General features: G+C 55.5%; 18 protein-coding genes. 7 read left to right on the forward strand and 11 right to left on the reverse strand.

The window, feature by feature from the left end; all coding sequences use genetic code 11:
- Positions 1–40: 40 nt before the first annotated feature.
- Entirely contained in the window at positions 41–937 is an 897-nt protein-coding gene (gene dapA / locus F1C16_RS06465) for a 4-hydroxy-tetrahydrodipicolinate synthase (RefSeq protein WP_185283528.1), read from the reverse strand.
- 139 nt (positions 938–1,076) lie between these two features.
- Here dapA and F1C16_RS06470 point away from each other — a divergent pair, with 139 nt between their 5' ends.
- On the forward strand, positions 1,077–1,973 hold the full coding sequence (locus F1C16_RS06470; protein WP_219733438.1) for a polysaccharide deacetylase family protein: 897 nt from the start codon (positions 1,077–1,079) through the stop codon (positions 1,971–1,973).
- A gap of 135 nt (positions 1,974–2,108) precedes the next feature.
- Here F1C16_RS06470 and F1C16_RS06475 read toward each other — a convergent pair whose 3' ends face one another.
- Positions 2,109–4,562, reverse strand: a complete 2,454-nt coding sequence (locus F1C16_RS06475) for a glycosyltransferase (RefSeq protein ID WP_185283529.1) — start codon at positions 4,560–4,562, stop codon at positions 2,109–2,111.
- A 309-nt stretch (positions 4,563–4,871) separates the two neighbouring features.
- Here F1C16_RS06475 and F1C16_RS06480 point away from each other — a divergent pair, with 309 nt between their 5' ends.
- On the forward strand, positions 4,872–6,200 hold the full coding sequence (locus F1C16_RS06480; protein ID WP_185283530.1) for a glycoside hydrolase family 2 TIM barrel-domain containing protein: 1,329 nt from the start codon (positions 4,872–4,874) through the stop codon (positions 6,198–6,200).
- Between the two features lie 3 nt (positions 6,201–6,203).
- Here the strand turns inward: F1C16_RS06480 and F1C16_RS06485 are convergent, their stop codons facing one another.
- From F1C16_RS06485 to F1C16_RS06510, 6 genes are all read right to left on the reverse strand, one after another.
- Positions 6,204–8,099, reverse strand: coding sequence for a T9SS type A sorting domain-containing protein (locus F1C16_RS06485; protein WP_185283531.1), 1,896 nt, complete (start codon positions 8,097–8,099; stop codon positions 6,204–6,206).
- Positions 8,100–8,389: 290 nt separating this feature from the next.
- Positions 8,390–9,331, reverse strand: coding sequence for an alpha/beta hydrolase (locus F1C16_RS06490; protein WP_258049044.1), 942 nt, complete (start codon positions 9,329–9,331; stop codon positions 8,390–8,392).
- 58 nt (positions 9,332–9,389) lie between these two features.
- Complete coding sequence (locus F1C16_RS06495) at positions 9,390–9,764, reverse strand: rhodanese-like domain-containing protein (protein WP_185283533.1); 375 nt, start codon at positions 9,762–9,764, stop codon at positions 9,390–9,392.
- Positions 9,765–10,027: 263 nt separating this feature from the next.
- Positions 10,028–12,148 (reverse strand): NAD-dependent DNA ligase LigA, encoded by a 2,121-nt coding sequence (gene ligA / locus F1C16_RS06500; protein WP_185283534.1) that lies wholly within the window; start codon positions 12,146–12,148, stop codon positions 10,028–10,030.
- Positions 12,149–12,266: 118 nt separating this feature from the next.
- Positions 12,267–12,743 carry a DUF4920 domain-containing protein gene (locus tag F1C16_RS06505; RefSeq protein WP_185283535.1) on the reverse strand — a complete coding sequence of 159 codons (477 nt, stop codon included), beginning with the start codon at positions 12,741–12,743 and terminating at the stop codon, positions 12,267–12,269.
- A gap of 165 nt (positions 12,744–12,908) precedes the next feature.
- Positions 12,909–13,649, reverse strand: coding sequence for a hypothetical protein (locus F1C16_RS06510; protein WP_185283536.1), 741 nt, complete (start codon positions 13,647–13,649; stop codon positions 12,909–12,911).
- 183 nt (positions 13,650–13,832) lie between these two features.
- On the opposite strand from F1C16_RS06510, the gene F1C16_RS06515 reads away from it, so the two are divergent.
- The 5 genes from F1C16_RS06515 (at position 13,833) to F1C16_RS06535 (ending at position 18,715) form a co-directional block, all read left to right on the forward strand.
- A complete protein-coding gene (locus tag F1C16_RS06515) occupies positions 13,833–14,066 on the forward strand; it encodes a hypothetical protein (protein ID WP_185283537.1) in 234 nt (77 codons plus the stop codon).
- Positions 14,059–14,400, forward strand: coding sequence for a hypothetical protein (locus F1C16_RS06520; RefSeq protein ID WP_185283538.1), 342 nt, complete (start codon positions 14,059–14,061; stop codon positions 14,398–14,400). Before F1C16_RS06515 ends, F1C16_RS06520 begins: the two co-directional genes overlap by 8 nt.
- 128 nt (positions 14,401–14,528) lie before the next feature.
- Positions 14,529–15,176, forward strand: a complete 648-nt coding sequence (locus F1C16_RS06525) for a cytochrome c oxidase subunit 3 (protein ID WP_185283539.1) — start codon at positions 14,529–14,531, stop codon at positions 15,174–15,176.
- A gap of 155 nt (positions 15,177–15,331) precedes the next feature.
- Positions 15,332–15,751 carry a GNAT family N-acetyltransferase gene (locus tag F1C16_RS06530; RefSeq protein WP_185283540.1) on the forward strand — a complete coding sequence of 140 codons (420 nt, stop codon included), beginning with the start codon at positions 15,332–15,334 and terminating at the stop codon, positions 15,749–15,751.
- Between the two features lie 156 nt (positions 15,752–15,907).
- On the forward strand, positions 15,908–18,715 hold the full coding sequence (locus F1C16_RS06535) for a pitrilysin family protein (protein WP_185283541.1): 2,808 nt from the start codon (positions 15,908–15,910) through the stop codon (positions 18,713–18,715).
- 78 nt (positions 18,716–18,793) lie between these two features.
- On the opposite strand, the gene F1C16_RS06540 is transcribed toward F1C16_RS06535, so the two are convergent.
- The 3 genes from F1C16_RS06540 to F1C16_RS06550 form a co-directional block, all read right to left on the reverse strand.
- Positions 18,794–20,701: a gliding motility-associated C-terminal domain-containing protein gene (locus tag F1C16_RS06540; RefSeq protein WP_185283542.1), complete on the reverse strand. Its 1,908-nt coding sequence runs from the start codon at positions 20,699–20,701 to the stop codon at positions 18,794–18,796.
- Between the two features lie 82 nt (positions 20,702–20,783).
- Positions 20,784–21,410: a hypothetical protein gene (locus F1C16_RS06545; RefSeq protein WP_185283543.1), complete on the reverse strand. Its 627-nt coding sequence runs from the start codon at positions 21,408–21,410 to the stop codon at positions 20,784–20,786.
- Positions 21,411–21,497: 87 nt separating this feature from the next.
- Positions 21,498–21,989: a DUF2147 domain-containing protein gene (locus tag F1C16_RS06550; RefSeq protein ID WP_185283544.1), complete on the reverse strand. Its 492-nt coding sequence runs from the start codon at positions 21,987–21,989 to the stop codon at positions 21,498–21,500.
- Between the last annotated feature and the right edge of the window lie 93 nt (positions 21,990–22,082).

Raw genomic sequence — 22,082 nt, forward strand, 5'->3', positions numbered from 1 at the left:
ATGACCCCCGTTTTCTGATTGCTTAGCGCTGCTGTGCAGGCTACCCTACCGTTACCCCCTGTAACTTGTGCGTTAGCACTGTAATTTTTTCCTGTAGGCCCTCCGACGCTTCTACCAAGGGTAGGCGCACAGCAGCTGAGCATAAGCCCTGTGCCGCCAGAGCAGCTTTCACGCCTACGGGGTTGCCCTCCTCGTACATCAGCGGGTTGAGGGCCACAAAATCGTAGAGCAGCTGGCTGGCCTGGGCGAAGTCGCCGGCCAGGGCGTGGCGGGTCATGTCGGAGAAGGAGCGTGGGAAGGCGTTGGCCAGCACCGAGATGATACCCACGGCACCAAAGCTGACGAGTGAAGTCGTCATCATATCGTCGCCCGAAATCAGCAGGAAATCATCGGGCTTGCCAGCAGCAATGGCAATGCACTGCTCCAGGTTGCCGCTGGCCTCCTTGATGCCGATGATGTTCGGGTGCTGGGCCAGGCGCAGGGTAGTATCCGCCGTGATATTAGAACCCGTACGACCAGGCACGTTATACAGGAGTAGGGGTAGGGGCGAGGCATCGGCCAAGTGCTGGTAATGCGCCTCGATACCAGCCTGCGACGGTTTGTTGTAGTAGGGCGAGGCCGACAGAACGGCCACTACACCGGTAAGATCGATGGTGCGCAGGGTGTGCGCCACAGCGGCGGTGTTGTTGCCACCCAATCCGAAAACCAACGGCACGCGGCCAGCTACCTGTTCTTGGGCTACACGCAGAATCTCTGCTCGCTCTTCCACTGTCAGGGTAGGCGACTCTGCCGTGGTGCCGTTAATTACCAGATAATCAGCGCCTCCATCTAGTGTAAAGTCAATTATACGACGTAGCGCGGCGTAATCCACGGCGTGGTCAGGGGTAGGCAAAAAAGGCGTGACGAGCGCAACGCCCGTACCACGGAGTTGGTTCATGAGTGGAAAATCAGTTGATTTGTAAGGAAGCTGCTCTGCTGAAAGTACAATGCATAAACGCACTCAGCCAGCGTAGCCTTTCCCATTAATTATTTTCAAAAATACCCATTTTTTGAGAGCGTGGTGCTCTTAAATATTCATGATTGTATTTCGTACCGCTTTGCTAGCCGCTGGGCTGGCTACTACGCTGGCCCTACCCGCCTGCGATATCAAATCTGCCACCGCTTCCGAAACCGACCCTCCTACAGCTGTAACTACCGATTCTGCTACTGTCGTAGCGCCTGTTGCGGCCCCAGTTGCCGCTGCGCCCGCTAGCATTCCGGCGGCTAGCGTAGCTAGCGCGGCGGTTATCTACGCCCGGCCGCAGGTGCCTATCCTGTGCTACCATCAAATACGCGACTGGCGCCCGCGCGATTCTAAATCGGCTAAGGATTACATTGTGCCGGTAGACGCGTTTAAAAAGCAGATACAGATGCTAGCCGATTCGGGCTACCACACCATTCTGCCCGATCAGCTCTACGCCTACCTCGCCACCGGCGCGCCACTACCCCCCAAGCCCGTGATGCTCACCTTCGACGACACAGACCTGGACCAGTTTACCGTGGCTCGCCCCGAGTTGGAAAAGCACGGTTTCAAGGCAGTGTATTTCGTGATGACCGTGAGCCTGGGCCGCCCCAAATACATGAGCAAAACACAAGTGAAGCAGCTCGCCGACGAAGGCAACGTCATTGGCTCACACACTTGGGACCACCACAACGTAAAGAAATACCAGGGTCAGGATTGGGTGACGCAGATCGAAAAGCCGACCAAAACCTTGGAGGAAATCACGGGGCAGAAGATTACCTATTTTGCCTACCCCTTCGGCCTCTGGAACCCCGAGGCCATTCCAGAGCTAAAGAAGCGCGGGTTTGTGGCAGCTTTTTCTTTAGCCGAAAAGCGCGACCAGCAAGACCCGCTGTTCACCATTCGTCGCATCATTGCCAGCGGCTACTGGACGCCGCGCACGCTGCATAACAGCATGGTGCGCAGCTTTTAGCTTTAGGACTTACGCAAAGCGGCTTTTGCTAGCCCCGGAGGGGCGACACTAGGTTGCCGTTCTGAAGCGTATCGCCCCGCTGGAGATTTGTTCTTGTTCCCCAGGTAGTTACTACTAATATGCTGCCCCTGCGGGCTAAAAAACGGGCGACTTTGTAAGTTCTAAGTTTTTAAGATGTGTAGTTTTTTTGCTACCTGTATCGTGCACATTCGCTAAAAGGCGTCTGCGCTTTCGTCTGGTCTGGCTTAGAACAGTTTTGTCGTTTGACATAGAGCTTTGATAAACTACTGCTTTAATTTCAGCGCATGCACTTCGGATAATCTTACTCTGCGCAGCAGATTGTTGATGAAGATCAGGAGCAGCAAATAACACTACTGGTCTCTCGTGTAATTCAATGCGAGAAGATATTTGCAAGCGCATTTTTTGGTAGGGAGAAGTAGCACCGCATATTTCTCGTACGTTTTGATGGCGGTAATCTGCTGCTATCCAGTTTGTGTAGCGGGCTCCTGGGAAATATTGGATCAAAGAGTCAGGTTGTGGCGGTGACCAGATCCACGCTGCATTCGTACCACCAGCGTTTTGGATACGACCAACTAAAAGTTGCCATTCCCGGCGATATGCTGATGCACTATGAGCTGATAACATAGGTCTTAGCATCACCATCCCCTCAATTTGTTTTAGTTGATGGGCAATAAGCGTCGATGGTAGCGTGTCACCTGCATTAACATGCCAAGTAAGTAGAGGGACAGTATGACGTTGGAGGAGCGACTGAATGAGAATAACTGGAAGACCAGAACTATTTATTGTAGAAAGATTGATAGCCACAATCCGGGAAGGCGAAGTAGCCGGAAGCATGGATTGGTCTACTTCTTGGCTTGTTAGCGTCTGTATGGTATCCTGATTAGGTAACATCAAGCCGAAATGTACATCGTCGCCACCAGTATGAATCCATTTCTCTGCCTGGCGTTGTTTTAGCATACTATGCCTCCGTGAAACTAATACATCAGAAAAAGCAGCCGACACAACCAAAACAGTGGCAATAACGAGGCTGTATCGACGAACAGCCGTTTCTAAGACTGAAGTCAATGAAGCGCTGAAATGACTTAGCCGCTGATGTAGATTACGTCCAAAAAGAGCGGCGGCTTTTGCGTTCAAAAAGCGTAGAAGGGCATGCTGGCCCATCAGAACCACAATGAGCAGAATAATGGCATTGGTGACGGCAAATCCAGCCATCATCTTAGTGGCATTAGTTGACGAGATACTAACGCCGTACACTGCTGCCCCGATACTTATAAAAGCTACCAGGATGTTGGGCAAGCTAAGTTTCCATTCGTTCTCAATTTTGCCTTCTTTGGGGGTCGGAATGTAGGGTACTTTGATTCTAAGCAGTGCATAGCAAAACCCGATGGCGTATACCCACCATGTGCCCACGCGCAGAAACCCGCCTGTTATGTGCAAACCGGTTTCGTGGGGCTCGCGCAGCCATTGTTGAGCATAATGCCGGATCAAAAAGATCAGCCCGACCAAGGGTAGGGCATAGACCATAAATTCCCGGATGGGAATATGCCAGGGAAACTGATAGAGCACCAGCGATGCAATCGGAATCGCCAGATCGATCAGCGTAATGACGCCGGACAGGAAGTACAGCGGCAGCAGCAGGTAATGCAGGCGCTGGCGCCAGGAGAAATGAGCGAACAGGCGCGGGTAAACCCGCAGCAGTAAATCAAACGCCCCGCGGCTCCATTTGAGCTGCTGGCTGTAGTAGGCTGCCAATGAGGAGGGCACCAAGCCCTTGCTGAGCACGCGCGGTACATACACCGATCTCCAACCCTTAGCATGCAGGCGCATGGCTGTGTGCATGTCCTCCGTAAGGCCGGCTGCGTGCCCGCCAATGCTGTCCAGGGCCGCCCGCCGGAAGGTACAGTTGGCCCCAATGGCCTGCACCGTACCGTACGCGTTCATGCCCATCATAAGCGGTCCGTAGAAGTAGTACGTTTGCTGCGCAGCGCCCAGTGCCACGAGGCCTTCGCTCTGATTGCCATAAGACTGGACGACTTGCACAAAGCCTACCGTAGGATCAGCAAAGTACGGGAGCACATGCTCTAAAAAATCCGAGGTGGGTACGTGGTCTGGGTCGAGGACCACACATAGGTCGCCGGTGGCTCCTTGTAGGGCATTGTTGATATTTCCTGCTTTGGCATTGACTTTTAGCTGGCGCGTGACATACACAATATTAAGTTCGCTGCAGAGCGCTTGCAGGTAGGGGTTGTTGCCTTCATCGCAGAGGTAATCTGTATGGGGGTAGCGTATAGCTTTCATGGCCCGCAGCGTCTGCTCAATCATGGCCAGCGGCTCGCCTGGGCAAGCTGTCGTGAGTACGTCAACGGTTAGCCTGCTGGTGGCGTGGCTGGCCACCGGCTCTCGTACATTCACGTAGTGGTACCATTCGTAGCCAATGTGGAGTAGAGCAAACCCAAGCGAGAGAGTGAGTAGCCAGAACAGGGGCGCGAAGCCAACCGGGCTGCTGGCGATAAACCACCAGCCAAAGCGTAGCAGAAAAAGGACACCCAGCCCGACCAATAGCCGCATCTTATACAGCTGAGGCGCCGCCCTATACCTGACAACCGCTGATTCACTTTTTTCCTTCAGGAATGGTTGCTCACACATTTAAGAGTTCCATTTATTCTTCTATAGATGCAACGATGTCTCTAGCAAATGTATATGAATTTTTTAAAAATTAATATGATTTTTTTATTATTATAGTTTATATATTTGCATTGTGTTTTTCTTATATAGTTTAATGGGCTGAAAAAAAGATGTGGTAATCTAAGGAGCAATAATTTCGGAAATGGTTACTTATGTATTTGCTTCAGCTTTTGCGTAAAATTGTACTATTTCATGACAAAGTTTGTTAAGTGTTTGTGCTTTAAAATCATAGCATTTGCTGTAGTTATTGCGTCGGCCTGTAGTTCAGATGATAAAACACATACCACGGGGGCAGCCGTCCGGGCGTCAGGTATATTACCTGTACAGATTGTTACTACTCCTACAGGATATCAATTGTTAAGGGGAGGGAAGCCCTACTTCATCAAAGGAGCTGCCGGATTGCAGTATTTTAATGAAGTGCGCTTAGCAGGTGGCAATTCTGTACGGCTATGGAGTACTGATTATGCAGAACCGCTATTGGAGGAGGCCCAACGACAGGGCCTAACAGTCACACTTGGTTTATGGATGCCTCATAACAGGAGCGGCTTTGACTATCATGATCAGAAGTCAGTAGCCAAGCTCATGGAAAACTTACGTGAAGAGGTAATAAAGTATCGTAACTCACCTGCTTTGTTAATGTGGAGTCTAGGCAACGAGTTAAATATGCACATCGTTGATCCAAACGTCTACCAAGTTGTGAACGAGGCAGCCCGCATGATTCATGAGTTAGACCCCTTTCACCCGGTAACTACTATACTGGATAGCTCGCTGAATCTAGCGGATGCTGTGCGAATCATGAGCCCGGAAATCGACCTGTTGTCTGTAAACACTTTCGGAGGGCTTCGTACGCTCCCCCAGGATCTGCAACGCTTTAAATGGACAAAGCCATATATAGTCACTGAATTTGGAGCAAAAGGATATTGGGAATCAGATAGTACTGCCTGGGGCGCACCACTTGAACAAACTAGTACAGAAAAAGCAGTTTTTCTACAGGAAAGATATCAAGAGTCGATTTTAGCTGACTCCACCCATTGTTTGGGTAGCTATATATTCTATTGGGGGCAAAAGAATGAAATGACCCCTACTTGGTTTAGTCTTACGAATGCCGTTGGTGAGAAGACACAAGCTATTGATGTTATGTACAAGCTCTGGTCGCATCAGCCGGCACCAAATGCAGCGCCGCAAATCCGCCTGTTTGAACTGGCAGGAAAGTCAAAAGCAAAAAAATTATTATTGCAGGCTAACGAGACCTATTCTGCGCAAGCTGTTGCCTTCGACCCAGATGGTGACTCATTAACGACACGTTGGGAAATCCTGCCGGAGGGTACCACGCGCTACACTGTTTCGGTAGGCGATGACAGTCCGCTGGAACCTGTGCCAGGCAGCATTAAACAAGTACGGGGTATACGTACCCAGATACGTATGCCAAGCACAGCAGGCTATTATCGCTTGTATGTTACAGTTTCGGATGGTCACGGTAGCGTTGCTACCGCCAACCAGCCGTTTAGATGTTACGAATAGTGCTTAATACGTCACTATTAATGATTGTGCAGTGATCTGCTCTCCCCGCGTCGCACGCAGAATGTAACGGCCGGCTGGCAAATCATTTAGTGAGAGCGAATAGGCTTTAGAGGTTGTAGAGGATAAAACCTGTGTACGACAGAGTATACCTTGCATATTGTACAGTTGGACTATGGTAGTAGATGGCGATGAGCCAGTTATAAGTACATTTACAAAATCGTGGGCGATAGTGGGATATACTGTACACCAAGTAGAGGTAGCCGTATAACGATTTTGGTTGCTTTGCACTACTGCACTATTCTCATCAGCACCAATGTTTCCTCGTTGGTCTTGTGTGGGCGTAGCATTGTTATAAAAATCACGCGAACCAGGCTGTTGACCAAATTCCTTTATTAGGTTCAAACCTGCGCCTATAAGAGCCGATGTGGTGGAAAGACGGAAGGGTGTGGTACCGGGGATAATTGACGATAGCGTACTGCTGTTTGTAATATTGCCTAATGCTAATTGCGGATTTACGTTTAGACCACAGATGCGGGTACCAATCATCTCTTGCTCTGTTTTCACGCGCCAATCCGTGAGCGTGCTATAGTGCTGATTTTGCCAACGAATGGTGAATGGGTAGTCCGAACTCCAGTAGCAGTTGCCTTCAAACCGAACTCCAAACGCCGTAGCAGATTCTAGCAACGCTAGTCCTGACTCTGTCTGAAACACATTGTTACGGAAAGTAATACCACTTATACCAGCACTGCTGACATACACTGCTTTCGGCTTGCTACCATTATCTGGCGGTGATACATACACAGTATTATTATGAATAGAGGCGCGTTGGATACCGCCATTATCCCCCGAAGACCATATCATAATAGCTCCTTGGTTATAGCGCTGGGCGTCGTTTGTACTGATGTTGTAGCGAATTGTCACATCGTGCAGAGGGGGGGCTCCATAGTACTGCGCCAGTAGGTAGCCCGGTCCTTCATTATCGTGCGAATAATTGTATTGCAGAATAGAATTCGTACAGCCACCGTCTAGATCAAAGCCGCCTCCATCGTGGGCGGTACCCGAACGGTTGTGGTGTGATTCACATTCCTGAATGATCAAATTGTTGCAGCACCACCCCCAGATACCTACTGGTCCTCCGCTAGGATTGGCATTAAGCCAGCCATTATTGTAGGCTTCGCATCGTTCTATTAAGACACCGTCGATACCACTCATCACAATGCCGTTGCCAGTATTCGTATAGGTGATGTCGGCACGGCCTGCGTTATTGTACGCTTTGCAATGACCAATATACCAATCACGATGTGCGTTTAGCTCTTGCGCATACGAGGCAATACCGCTCTCCCCGTTGTTGTGGCTATAGCAATTGGTTATACGTACATTATGGTAGCCACTGGTTCCCCGCCAGCTGCCAATTGAAATGCCAGATGTTTGATAACCACTTACATCTATACTATCTAAGACGATATGTTGCAAATGCGTCGCCGCCGAATCGAGATAGAACAGAATGCCTGAACTGGTGTTGTTTAGTCGTCCAGATCCTACGAAATTAAGTCGGCGCAACTCTATACCGGCGATATTGTGAGCATAAAAGCCGTACGCTTTGCCACTATTGATCGTGGCCCTACCCTTGCCGTAAGAGCTAAGTACAATAGGCTGCTCAGGAGTGCCTTGGCTACGAATCCAAAGACTACCTTCGAAAGTACTGCCGCTCTCAAATAATACCCAATCTCCCGCACTAAGAGCCATTGTATTCAGCTTACCAATGGTACGCCAGGCAGTTTCGATGGTCGACCCTGATTTTGTGTCGTCGCCGGTAGCACTTAGATAAAATGTACGAGCATTGCTGGACGTAATACAGAAGCTATGGATCAGCAGAAAAAATAGTAAGCGTTTTATCATTGAAACGGGCTTTTTGCCAAGCCCGTTTCAATGATAATGCCTGATGTAATGTGGATTAATATAAGAACATAGGTGCTAGAAGCAGAATTAAAGATATTGTTGTATTAAACAAATTTTATTATGAGTAATGAGAATGCTTATTTGTGATTTTGTTAATTTTTAAAGAATAAACTTCTCCGAACCTAGCTTGTGATACATTGGATATGACATAATTATGTACATGAGGTCCTCTAATCTCAATTGCTGAATTGAGTATAGCTACCAAAATGGTAATAGTCAATAGCGATTTGCTACTTCCCGCTGAATACTTTATTCAGAAACGCCACAGTGTAGTCCAAGGTAGGCGCAAACCAGGGGTTGAACAATGGAAAGGGGTGGGGCGCGTCGGGGAAAGTGTGCACTTCGTGGTAGATGTTGAATTGATTGAGCTGCTGCATCATATCGTCGCGGCCGGCGTGCATGCGGTCCACGGAGCTGTTGAGAAACAGGGTAGGGGGCGTGCGCGGCCCTACGTAGGTGAGGGCTGAAGCTTGGCGCCACAAATCAGGCCGCTCAGTCTTGGGGCTGCCGAGCCAATAGGTGGCCGCCGAAATACTTTTCCGGTCGTCGCCTTCGCCCGATTCGGGGTGGATGAAGGCCAAAATGCCGTCTACGTCCACAATGGCCTGCACTCGGCTGGAATAGCCCGTGTTGCACGCCAACGAATCGAAGCGGGTTTCCTCGTTGGTGGTGCCAAGCAGCGCCGCCAACTGCCCACCCGCCGAAAACCCCCACGAAGCAATCTGCTTGGGATTGAGATGATACTCCCGGGCGTGCGCCCGCATCCATCGTACAGCAGCTTTCAAATCCAGTACAGCCGCGGGGTAGGGTGCTTCGGTGGAGAGGCGGTACTCGGCCGTGACGGCTACAAAACCGCGCGCCGCTAGTTGCTGGGCCATCGGCACGTGCTGGCTCCGGTCGCCGGAGCGCCACCCACCTCCATGAATCAACAGGACCGCCGGGTAGCCGCCCCGGCGGCGGGCTTTGGGGTAGAACACGTCGAGCTGCAACGCCCGCCCACTAGCCGTACAGTACGGCACGTTCATCTGCGAGCGAATAGTTGCCGGTACCACTGGCCGGGCCAGCGTAATGGTAGGGTCGGTCTTGCGGGCTTTGGCGAGGGCGCTGTATACCGTGAACGACGTATCGCGCGCCAGGGTAGGCGTTTGGGCACGGCTTGCCCAGCTAGCCAAGAGCAGTCCTAATACCAGCACCCAACCGCCACGCTTACAGCAGAAAACACCCATCGGGCTATTCCGTTGGCAAGCCGGCTGCCTTCAAATCTTTGAAGCCGCCTGCGTTGTCTACCTTGGCAAAGCCCTTTTCGGCCATCAGCGTGGCTGTTTTACCGCTGCGGTTACCGGAGGCGCAATACAGCACGTAGGTTTTGGATTTGTCGAGCTGGGCAATCCGGTCGTCAAAGTCCGGCGCTTTGAAGTCGATGTTGCGGGCGCCGGCCAAGTGGCCATCGGCGTACTCCTCAGGCGTGCGCACATCCAGCACCACAACGTCGGACTTTTGCAGCAGCGCGGCGGTTTCGGTAGGCGTTACCGATGTGTTTGAAGAGCAGGAAAGCTGCGTGAAGGTGAGTGCGCCGGCGAAAGCCAGTAGAAGGAAACGGGACATGATGGGTAGGGAAAGTGTTTGAGAAGCGGGACACGAATTAGAAGTTGTTTGAGGTAGTTGTTGTACGATGTAGAGACGCATATTTGCGTCTCATCGCTGAACAGTTTCGTCCACACGGCGCAGCCGACGAGACATCGTGCAACAACTACCTCAAACAGCTTCTATAAGAAAAATTAGTAACAACAAGGTTTAGAACGCTATACGTGATACTGATCAACATTTAGTGACAGAGCTGTTGTATAGCGACGCGTCACTTATGCCAATCAGAACAACGACCCTTGGCCGCCCTGCGGTAGGGTCGGGGCAGCGAGGGCATCCAGCGCCGAATCGGCGGCGGCTTCGGCCTCGGAGTCGGGGAGGGTAGCGGCATCCGGGAGCATCGCCAGTAGGTCGGTTTCGGAGATGATGGGCACCTTCAATTCCGTAGCTTTTTCGCGCTTGGCAGGACCCATCTTGTCGCCGGCCACCAAGTAGCTCAGCTTCTTGCTAATGCTGCCCGTTACCTTGCCGCCGTGCTGCTGAATAAGCTGTTGCAGCTCCTCGCGGCTGTGCTGCTCAAACACGCCCGACAGTACGAAGGTTTGTCCGGCCAGCCGGTCGCTCTGGGCCTTGGGCGCCTCGCCAGTGAGGGCCAACTGAACCCCTGCCGCCCGCAGCCGCTCCACCATCTCGCGGTTTTGCGGCTCCTGAAACCACGCCGCCACCGATTCGGCAATGACACCGCCTACCTCCGGCACGGCGGCCAGCTCCTCGGCCGTAGCCGCGCCTAGCGCCTCCACCGTGCGGTAGTGCGCAGCCAGCTTCTCAGCCACTGTTTCGCCTACGTAGCGAATGCCCAGGCCAAACAGCACCCGATCAAAGGGCACTTGCTTGCTTGCTTCCAGGCCCGCAATCAGGCGCTGTACGGATTTCTCGCCCATGCGCTCTAACTGAGCGAGTTCGTCGGCCTTGCTGGGCAGATCATACAAGCTGGCCGCGTCCGTCACCAACCCCAGGTCGAAGAATCGGCCCACGGTTTCGGCACCCAAACCATCGATATCTGAGGCTTTGCGCGACACGAAGTGTTCCAGCTTGGCTTTCAGCTGGGGCGGGCAGCCCCGGTCGTTGGGGCAGCGGAAGTGCGCCTCGCCCTCGGGCCGAATCAGCGGCGTGCCGCAGGCTGGGCACTCCGTGGGGTAGACAATGGGCTGGCTGTCGGCGGGCCGAGCCGTGAGGTCGACGCTGGTAATCTTAGGAATGATTTCGCCGCCTTTCTCCACAAATACCATGTCGCCCAGGCGCAGGTCGAGGGCAGCAATCTGGTTGGCGTTGTGCACCGAGGCGCGCTTCACGATGGTGCCGGCCAGCGGCACGGGGTCGAGTAGGGCTACGGGCGTCACGGCGCCGGTGCGGCCTACCTGGTATTGTATCTCGCGCAGGCGGGTGCGGCCAGCCTCGGCCGGGTACTTATACGCAATGGCCCAGCGCGGACTCTTGGCCGTGTAGCCCAGCAGCTCCTGCTGGCGCAGGTCGTCTATCTTCACCACAATGCCATCGGTAGCCACGGGGAGGGTGAAGCGGTGCTTGTCCCAGTGATGAATAAACTCCAACACTTCGTCCAACGAGTGGCACTTGCGCCACGTGTCCGACACAGGCAGGCCCCAGGAGCGCAGTGCTTCCAGGGCGGCGCTGTGGGTAGGGAAGTCGCGGCCCTGGCTGAGGTAGCTGTACGCGAAGAAGCGCAGCCGCCGCGCCGCCACCAGCGCTGAGTCTTGCAGCTTGAGGGCACCGCTGGCGGCATTGCGCGGGTTGGCCAGGAGCGCCTCGCCGTTGGCTTCGCGCTCCTGGTTCAGCTCCGCAAAAACCGGCTGAGGCATAAAGATTTCGCCGCGCACCTCAAACTCCTCGGGCTGAGTGGGGCCGGCGTGGCGCAGGTGCAGAGGTAGGTTTTTGATGGTGCGCACGTTGCTGGTCACCACGTCGCCACGGGTGCCGTCGCCGCGCGTGACGCCCTGCGTGAGCTGGCCGTTGTGGTACGTCAGGCTCATGGCCACGCCGTCGAACTTCAGCTCGCACACGTAGGCGTACTCGGCGCCTTCCAGGCCGCGCTGCACCCGCTCGTCGAAGTCGCGTAAATCAGCCTCCGAGTAGGTATTGCCCAGGCTGAGCATGGGGTAGCGGTGCAGGGCAGTAGGAAACTGCTTGGTGATGGTGCCGCCTACCCGCTGGGTAGGCGAGTTGGGTAGGGCCAGCTCGGGGTGGGCTTTTTCCAGAGCTGCCAGCTCCGCCAGCATCTGGTCGAACTCCTGGTCGGGCACTTCCGACACGTCGTTCTGGTAATACTGATAATTAAGGTGGTGCAGGCGGGCCGTGAGGGTGGCTATCTGTTCCTGAATGCTAGGCATAGTAGTGAAAAGTGCGAAGTGGTGAGAGGGTGAGTTTGAAATTCTCGCCGCGCAGATACTGCAAGTTGCGTCGCAAAAACGGCAAACTCACCATTTCACCACCTCACAATTTCATCCCTTACTGCACCCGTACGCCGTCGGCAATGAAGTTGTATTGCTCTACAGGCTTGGTGATGGCCGCAATTTCTTGCTTAGATTTGCCGGCATCCTCAGCGTAGTGGCGCTGCTGGGCCACCGATACGGTTTCGTGCACTACCACGCCCTCTATCACGGCCGTTTTGCCGCTGATATCCTTGGGCACAAAGAAGGCGTGGTCTTTAAATCGCACGCGCATCATCTGGCCAGGGGCGGGCTGCATGGTCAGCCAGCAGCCCTCTGCCTTGCACACGTCGGCAATGGGGCCTACCAGCTTCACGCGGGCCGAGTCGCGGCCGGCCAGCACCGTTTGCAGCTGCTGTACGGGCACGGCCCCGGCGGGCGTCACGGAGGCGCCGTAGGTCTGCGGCTGCGTGGTAGCCAGTAGCGCCGTGTGGGTGCTGGGTTTGGTGGTTTTAGGCGATTTATCGACTTGCCCTACGGCCAGGGTGCAAGACAAACTACAGGCAGCTACAAGCAAAAAGCGCATCGGGAGTGGAATGAAAGTAAGGTGAAGTCGCCACTGCCATAGCTTAGGTGTAGTCTAAAGAGAAAGGCTGATGATCGGGGCGTACTGTTGCAAAATAGCAAACAAACCGCACATCAGCGCGCCACACGTGCTGGCCTACCGCTTCGCCAACTCCTTCACTTCGCGCAGCTTATCCCGATCGTAGTACTCGGTGCGTACAATGCCCACGGCCGGATCATAATACGTTACTTCGCGCTCCACTTTGCGAATGGCCATGTCGGCACGCGCCCGTGTGGTCAGGTCACGCTCGGCTTCTACCTTGTAGCATTGAAAGGTGCCGGCGGGCGTGGTCACGGGTTGGGGCCCGCCCACAACCCGCCGGTTTTTGAGCATGGCCTGTACTTTGGCAATGTCTACCGCTGAACTGCTGACTTGCACCACTATCCCGCCGTCGGGCAGTTGCGAGCCCACGGTAGGGTTATCGGGCCAGGCCAAGCGAGTAGGCTGATAGGTGTAGATACGGTCCCGAAACCGGCGCAACGCATCGGGTGGCAGTTCGGCCGTGCCATCTGTGAAGGACGTGTCGCGGTGCGCCGCATAGGTGAGGTCTTGCAAACGCACCAAGCGGTTTTTGGCGTCGTAGGTACCGCTTTTCAGTAGGGCGGTAGTGGTAGTAAGCGTTTGTTTTTTGTTGGTTTCAGAGCCGAGCAGCACCACACGCTGGGTGATATAGCCGGTTTTCTTGCCCTTCGCATCCAACAAGTTATATACCAGCTCGACGTTATCGGCGAGACGGAAGGGGGTAGGGCCTTCCAAAAGAGGGCGGGTAGGGGCGAAGGCACTGGCACCAAGCAGGAGTGCCAATAGCGCGGCCGGACGCGTGAAAATGAAAGGCATAGAAGGAGGAAAAATACAATATGGGTAGGAGGCTATCTGTTCTGCTCCATACGCGAGACGGGGGGACGAAAGTTACGCTTGGGACAACCCTGTGGGGTGTTTTGCGTTTGCCGGGGCAGGGCCGTAGCTTACAGCCAACGTGTCTCGAATACGCTTCTACCCAAATTTCTTACCAAAATCTATATGGCTGATTCTGCCGCTCCTACCACCAATTGGGCCGATATGGCTGCTTCCGTATTATCTAAGCTCTCGGGCGGGGTCGAGCTGTCCTGCGCTTTCGATCAGATAGAAGTTCAGGTGCCGAACCCACAAAACCCTACCGGCGCGCCCGCCACCTGGCGCATCAATGGCTCGTTGCGCATTCGCACGCGCGGCGAAAACCCTACCCCCGGCTCCACGCCCTCGTCCCTTGGCTAGCGGCCTCGAAATAGATGCCCGCCTGACCGTTACGATAGAGGGCGACGAGCTGCAACTAGCGGCTTCCGGCACCTACCTCATCCTGAACGTGCCCAGCCAGCGCGTCCTCGACAAGCTCACCAGCGGACCACCCAAAGACCCCAACGCCCCCCCGCGCCCCCCCGGCCCCAAACCCGACCCCTTGCAGCAGCTGCATGAGCTGGCCAAGCGCCTGGGATTGGTGCTGGAATTGCGTGTAAATGGCAAAACCTACGTCACGTTTGGGCAGGGCAAACGCCCGAGTATCACCTTCCACGCGGTACTGGGCAAAATCGGGTCGTTCTTTCGCAGCTGAGCCGACGAAAACAAGCGGCAATCCGTGTGGGTTTTGTTTATATTGGCAAAAGGCTCAATGGGTTTGCCACGGAACTAAAGGTCCCTGAAATAACTTGCCCAACCGTATGCTGCTACGTCTGCTCTGTAATGAATTCTGATTTCGGTAAAGAACGCCAGGGACGAATCGGGGCCAATCGCCCTACCCCCTCCACCCGTCCCGCCCGGGTGCCCCTGTCGCTGCTGCTGCTCTACCTGGGGCTGGTGGGTAGCCTGGTTTTGTTTGTGGTGCTAATATCGGCCTACGCGCACACGCGCTACACCAGCGGGGTTCCGGCGGGGCTGCACCCGTTTCCGCGTTACTTTTCCATCAGTACGGTGGTATTGCTGGCCAGCAGCTACACGCTCAGCCAGGCCCAACGCCTCTACCGAGAAGACGACGTTACGAATCTGGCGCGCTGCCTTGGGGCTACGCTGCTGTTAGGCCTGGCCTTTGCCGGCTTGCAGGCGCTGGGCTGGCATGATTTGCAGGTGCAGGGCGTCTTCTTCAGAGACAAGCCCAGCGGCACCTACGTCTACCTCATCTCTGCCATTCACGTTATGCACCTGCTCGGTGGCGTACTCTTCCTGATGTTGCTGTTCCTGCGCGCCCAGCACGCTTCCCGCGACAGTATCCGCACGCTGCTGTTTATCCGCGACCCGTACCGCCGCTTGCAGCTCAAGCTCATGAGCACGTACTGGCACTTTGTGGATGGGCTGTGGGTGCTGTTATTCTGTGCGTTCCTATTCTTGTATTAGGCTGAAATTAGTTATTTGTCATCCTGAGCAACGCGAAGGGCCTTAAGTTAGATGAACGACCGACGTAACAACGATTCGTTCATCTAACTTAAGGCCCTTTCTTAGTACACGACTCCGCACGGAAGTCCTGTGGTAACTAGTTATAACACGCTTCCATGCCACCACGCCTGCTCCTGACTACTGATCCTGACCTCGCCACCCGCCAGCCAATTCTGGCAGGATTGCAGGAATACAACCGGCAGCAAGTGCCTGGCGAATCGCAACTGCTGGCCGTGCTGCTCCTCGATGAGCAAGACGCAACCATCGGCGGTTTGTGGGGGCGCACCTATTACGATTGGCTGTTTGTAGAGCTACTATTTGTGCCAGAGGCGCTACGCGGCCAGGACCTAGGTGCCCACCTGCTACAAGAGGCCGAGCAGGCCGCTAAGCAGCGCGGTTGCCAGCACGCCCACCTCGATACGTTCGGGTTTCAAGCCAAAGACTTTTATCTGAAGCAAGGCTACACCGTGTTCGGACAACTCGAAAACTACCCCACCGGCTTCACTCGCTACTTTCTGCGCAAAGCGCTTGTTTGAGTAGATGGCGTGCCTAATTAGTGGCGAAAAAGACACTGTGTTGCAGAAGAAATAGACTGTTTCAAATAGTATATGAATATTGCCGTATAGTGTTTGTTTCTAGATAGATAGTAAGTAGTATGCAGCGTATTAACCTACTCACATAACTACTATCTTATGCAGTGTTTTGGTTCTTTTATCCGACTGTGGCCCCTGGTAGCTGCGCTCCTACCAACTGCGTTGCCATCGGCGGCGCAAAGCAAGCTGCCCGAAGGCCTCACCCGCGTAGCATCGGTGGAAGGCATCACGGAATATCAGCTGAAAAATGGCCTACGGGTACTGTTGTTTCCCGACAACTCCAAGCCGACTACCACCGTCAACATCACCTACCTGGTAGGCTCGCGGCACGAGGGCTACGGCGAGACCGGCATGGCGCACCTTCTGGAGCACATGGCCTTCAAGGGCTCTGCCAAGCACAAAAACATCCCGCAGGAGCTGACCGAGCACGGCGCCCGCCCCAACGGCACCACCTGGTACGACCGCACCAACTACTTCGAAACCTTCTCGGCTACCGACGAAAACCTGAACTGGGCCCTCGACCTGGAAGCCGACCGTATGGTGAACAGCTTCATCGATGCGAAGGACCTGGCCACGGAATTTTCGGTGGTGCGCAACGAGTTTGAGATGGGCGAAAACTCGCCGAGCCGGGTGCTGATGGAGCGCGTGCTGTCGTCGGCCTATATCTGGCACAACTACGGTAAGTCCACCATCGGCTCGAAGGAAGATATTGAGCGCGTGCCGATTAACAACCTGAAGGCGTTCTACCAGAAATACTACCAGCCCGACAATGCCGTGCTGGTGGTAGCCGGCAAGATGGACGAGGCCAAGACGCTGGCTTTGGTAAACAAGTATTTCAGCCCCATTCCGAAGCCGACGCGGGAGCTACCCAAGGCCTACACCACCGAGCCTACCCAGGACGGCGAGCGAAGCGTGACCCTTCGCCGCGTGGGCGATGCGCAGAGCGTGGCCGTAGCCTATCACACCCCTGCCGGCGCCCACCCCGACTATGCTACCCTCGACGTGCTGATGGACGTGCTGACCAACGAGCCATCGGGCCGGTTGTATAAAGCGCTCATCGACAGCAAGAAAGCTGCCTATACCTACGGCTGGACGCCCGCTCTGCATGACCCCGGCTTTGCCTTCTTCTACACCGAAGTGCGAAAGGAACAGTCCCTGGACTCGGCCCGCACTACCATGCTGCACACCCTGGACATGGCTTCCGCCAAAGCGCCCACAGACGAGGAGGTAGACCGCGCCAAAACCAAGCTGCTCACGGGCATTGAGCTGCTGTTTAAGAATACCGACCGGGTAGGGCTGGACCTGAGCGAGTGGATTGCGGCCGGCGACTGGCGCCTGGTGTTCCTCTACCGCGACAACATCCGCAAAGTGAAGCCCGCCGACGTGCAGCGCGTGGCCAACGCCTACTTGAAACCCTCGAACCGCACCGTCGGCACTTTCATCCCCGAGCAGAAACCCGACCGCTCCGACATTCCGGAAACGCCTAACGTGCTGGCGCTGGTGAAGGACTACAAGGGCGAGAAAGCCGTAGCCGCCGGCGAAGCCTTCGATGCCTCGCCTGCCAACATTGAGGCCCGCACCAAGCGCGGCGAGGAGGGCAAAGGCACCAAATACGCCGTATTGCCCAAAAGCACCCGCGGCAACAGCGTGAACGTGCAGCTCACCCTGCGCTACGGCGACGAAAAGAGCTTGGCCAACAAGCCCGGCCTGGCCAGCCTTACGGCCTCTATGCTGGAGCGAGGCACCGAAACCCGGTCCTACCAGCAAATTCGCGACGAACTGGACAAGTTGAAAGCCCGCGCCTACGTGTACGGCGGCAGCCAGTCGGCCGGAGTGGTGGTGGAAGCTTCGAAGGAAAACCTGCCGGCCGTGATGAAGATTGTAACCGATTACCTGAAGAATCCGACGTTCCCGGAGGAGGAGTTTAATAAGCTGAAGCAGGAGCGACTGGTTTCGCTGGAGTCGCAGAAGCAGGAGCCAGACGCCATTGCGTTCAATACCAGCCAGCGCGTGCTGAATCCCTACCCCAAGGGCCACCCGCTGTACGTGATGACCTTCGATGAGGAGATTGACGCCCTGAAAGCCACTACCGTGAACGATGTGCGCCAGTTCTACAAAGACTTCTACGGCGCCGAAAACGCCACCGTGGCCGTAGTAGGCGCCACCGACGAAGCGGCTGTGCAGAAGCTGGTGAAAACCGATTTGGGTAAGTGGAAAGCCAACAAGCCCTACGCCCGCATCGTGCGCAACTACCAGGATGTGAAGGCCGGCAAACAGTCGGTGCAGGCCAACGATAAGGCCAACGCCGTGTACGTGGCCGGCTTCAACCTACCCATGCGCGACGACGACCCTGACTACCCCGCTCTGGTATTGGGCAACTACCTGTTCGGCGGCGGCTTCCTAAACTCGCGCCTAGCTACGCGGGTGCGGCAGAAAGAGGGCATCAGCTACGGCATCGGCTCGCAGGTGAGTGCCGACTCGCGCGACAAGCTGGCCTCCTACATGGTGTACGCCATCTACAACCCCGAAAACAACGAGCGTTTGGAAAAAGCCATTCAGGAGGAATTTGCCACGATGTCGAAAACTGGCTTTTCGGCCGATGAAATCAAGGCGGCCAAGAGTGGCTGGTTGCAAAGCCGCTCCGTATCGCGGGCCCAGGACGATGCCCTGGCCGGCCGCCTGAACTCCTACCTCGACCTGAACCGCACCCTGGCCTGGGATGCCGACTTCGAGAAGAAAGTAGCCGCCCTTACACCCGAGCAAGTAAACGCCGCCGTGAAGAAGTACCTCGACTACAACAAACTGGTATTCGTGGAAGCCGGCGACTTCGAGAAAGCCAAGAAGACTCTGGCCGAGAAGAAAGCGAAAGAACCCGCCTACCGCTCGGCCCCACCGGCCAAACCGTAGAGTAGGTGCCAGAAGCAAAAAACAAAACGCCCCGGTCGTGCTGCACGACCAGGGCGTTTTGTTTTTGCAAAAGCCTCGTTACTGATAGGCTGGCGCCAGCGTCAGCATGCCTTTGAAGCGGCGCTTGTTGGTGTACTCAATCAGGTAGAAATACACGCCGGCGGGGCGGCCGCCGCCGTCCCAGCGGAAGTTGCGGTCGGCGGAGCTGTATACCTCGTTGCCCCAGCGCGAGAAAATCTTGATGTTAGCAAAGCGGTTGTCGCAGAAGTCAGGCGGGAGAGTAGGTAGGGTGAATTCGTCGTTTTTACCGTCGTGGTTGCCGGGCGTGATGATATTGGGCGGCAGAAACGCTAGCGTGTCGGGACTTACTACCTCAAAGCGCACCACCTGCACCTGGGGCTGCGGGTAGCACGTGCTTTCCTGCACCCGAAAGGTGACCTCCATCTGTTGCAGGAGCGCCACCGAGCAAGACGCCTCCCACCGAAACACGCCTGTAGCCCGCCCCTTACCATTCGTCGGCACGAAACTCATGCCGGCCGCTGCCATATCGAAGCCAGTGCCGGCTGCCGTAAGGGTCAGTGGGTCGTTGTCGGCGTCGGTAGCCGTGAGGTTTGCCTCATACACACTGCCGGGGGCTACGCGTATCACCAGCGGCGTGTTGTTGTCCTGCATCAAGGTAGGCACCGAAGTTAACTCGGGCGTATGGGTAGGCGCGGGCTGGGCCAGAATAGCCAGTTGCACGGTGTCGCGCTTGGGCAGACTACAGCCGTTGTCGGCCACAATCACATTCAGGTAATACACCTGGCCCTTTGTGTCGAAGCAGGTAGGAAAGCACAACTGCGAAATGAGGGTGTCGGGCATGCCAGTGGCGCGCACCATGCCTTGTAGGAGTGATATGCTGGGTAGGGGTCCCGTGAAGTTGACGGGCTGCAAGGAAAGCGACAGCGCCGAGGCATTATCCGCGTCGGTGAAGCGCAGGCGCACGCAAGGGTTGCCGCCCGGCACCAGCCGAATGGTGTCGCGGCCGGGCAGGTAGGTAGCGTTGCCAAGTTGGGCCTGCGCGGTAATAGTCGGGTCGGCATTGGTAGGGCACGTAATCACCTTCAACTGAAAGTCGCGCCGCGTCTCGCCAATCTTCACCTTGTTGCGGTACTCCGAGCATTTGATACCAAATACAAACAACCCCAGCTGGGTAGGACGTACCTCTAACCGCCCTGTGCGCCGGTTGATGGTGAGGGTAGGCGCGCCCGGTATCTGGCTTTGCTCGCTGCGGCCTGGACCCCAGCTGATGGTGGGGTAGGGCGCTGAGGTAGCCGTGGCCGGCTTGGGTACGCGCGTAGAGGAGTAGCCGTTGAGCGGCGTAGCCAGCTCATACACCAACGAATCGCCATCAGGGTCCTGGCCGCCAAAGTCGTAGTAAAACAACTCGCCCAAGCAAGCATAGTCGCTCAGAGGCGGAAAAATGCGGGGCGTGGAGTCGCGGAAGGGCTGGCCGTTGCGCAGCACCGCCGGAAACTCCAGGTAAAACGTCTGACCCGACTCGCCCGGCCTCACAATGTTGCTGATGCCGTTGTTGCGGCAGCACCGCTCCACGGCTACATAGTAGCCCTGGGCGCCGGTATACACGTTGGGCGAAAGCTGCACCACACTACGATACACCAGCTTGCGTGTGCTAAGCGAGGGCGACGTACAGGCCGGGTTAGTGTAGGCCACGTACGTATTCTCCACCAGCGGCAGCACCACATTTTGCATCGACCCATTGGTGGCTTTGTCGAAAATACCAGCCGTCAGGTCGTTATCCAGTGCGCCAGGGCTGCCGTTGATGGCGTCGAAATAGAGCGTGAGCGTCAGCTGGTAATTGTTGCCCGACACGTATTGCAGGTCCATCTCTCCTCCCACAATGTGCGTGGCCCTTGCTGAAAAGCTCAGCAGCAGCAACAGTATAAGCAGCCCACCACTCCCTAACAAGCGTAGAAAACAAGCCATAGCACCATCTTAAGACAAGGATATTTTTCCTTGAAAAGATACTGCTTCGGCGCGGCAAATCATAATAGGCCAGATGCTAACGCTATTTAAGAAACTGCTGGGCGCACGCCTGCTCAGTTGCACTGGCTGCGGGTAGATTAAACACGGCATCTAGCAACTCATCGAAGGTATGTGCGGGGGCGAAGATGGTGTCGTGGTAGGGGTTGCTCACAAACCGGATGAAGCCTGGCTGGTCGTTGATGCGAACCAGGTCCACCGTCACGTTGCCGAAGCGCTGGTTGCAGCGGCCCGTATCGGGGCAGTCGCCGGGCGTGGGCTTCAGAAAGTGCTTCTCAATGGTTTCGGTGTACTCGGGGTGGGGTAGGCGGCGCCGGTCGGAGGTAGAGAGGTGGTAGCCCAGCGCCAGCACCCGGTCGCGAATGAAGTCGAACAGGTGTTGAAAATTAGATCCAATGCTGGGATCATAGAAAAATAGAGCCCCCTGCCGGCCACCCTCACTCAACAATTGCACGCGCAGCCCCCGGCCGCGCACGTTGGTTTTCTGAAAGTGATAGGCCTTGAAAAATGGCCCCATCCAGTTCAGGTACACCCGTTGCTCCACCCAGCGGGCGTAGGCTTGCTGCTGCACATTGGTACGCACCAACGGCTGCCACTCGGCCTGACAGGCAGCAGCAGTAGAACCAAAAAGCTGTTTGAAAAAACGACGCAAGGGTGGAAGGAAAGCAGGTTCGGAGTTTCAAAAGAACACTCGACCTTGCAAATAGTTTCCGGGTAGGGGCGTCGGAAGGCTGCGCAATTACAGCGCCGTGCCGGGTTTCAGGCGGTGCCAATAGTGGGAGCGGCCCAGCAGCGAAAAACCGATATAGCCCTTCACCTCCAGCCGGTCGCGCGACTCCATGTGCAGGTAGCAGGAATAGTAGTGGCCGCTGTGCGGATCGTAGATTTCGCCGTCTTCCCAGCGGCCCGAGTCGGGGTTATAGCGCATTTTGTACAGCACCACCAAGTTTTGAAGCGGACGGGTGCGCAGCGTGGGGTTAGGATTGCGCCCATCGAGGTGGGGCTGGCCGGTTTTGGGGTCAATGGCGTGATGCATCCAAATCAGGCGGCCCGTCAGCTCACCGTCGCGCACGCTCACTTCCACGCGGGCCTCCCCCGAGTCGTCTTCCCACATCCCCACCGGCGACAGTGCCTGCGCCTGACCCATCAGTGGTAGCAACATGCCCAGGCAGAGCAGCCAGATAGAAAACATAGGAACGGCACTGGCAATGGGGCGGGGAAGGATGGGCATAGGCGCAGGGAAACAAACTGGTTACGTAAGAAAAGAGAGTGTAGCTACGCCAGGGCGGTAACCGGTTGAATATAAGCAAAAACAGCGGCGTTC

It is taken from the genome of Hymenobacter sp. NBH84, assembly GCF_014217645.1.
GTDB lineage: Bacteria > Bacteroidota > Bacteroidia > Cytophagales > Hymenobacteraceae > Hymenobacter > Hymenobacter profundi.